The 274-nt window shown below is 56.9% G+C and carries 1 protein-coding gene; it reads right to left on the bottom strand.

What is annotated here, in order from left to right:
* Window positions 1-264, bottom strand: a 264-nt coding sequence (locus MXD62_RS40215; protein ID WP_368862340.1) for an FAD-dependent oxidoreductase, incomplete at its 3' end; no start/stop codon positions are given.
* Window positions 265-274: the final 10 nt, after the last annotated feature.

Raw genomic sequence — 274 nt, 5'->3', positions numbered from 1 at the left:
ACGCAACGGAATTCCGCCAGATGCGACTGCTGCAACCTGTCCGCGAACAGGACGAATCGGCAGTGACACGCCTAACAATTGGGCAATGATTCCCGCCCATGCGCCCGCGGCTACAACAGTATGCTTTGCATGTCTGCTGCCCGCCGTTGTCATTACACCCGCTACCCTTTGTTCAGCTCCCGTCAGTAATTGGGTTACGACTGTTCCGGGCAACATCTCCACTCCCTGCAGGGTGCAGGCAGCGACCAAAGCCTGCAAAAGCATCCGGTTATTG

Source organism: Frankia sp. Mgl5, from assembly GCF_023242985.1.
GTDB classification, from domain to species: domain Bacteria; phylum Actinomycetota; class Actinomycetes; order Frankiales; family Frankiaceae; genus Parafrankia; species Parafrankia soli.
This window is presented reverse-complemented; position numbering and strand designations above follow the sequence as displayed.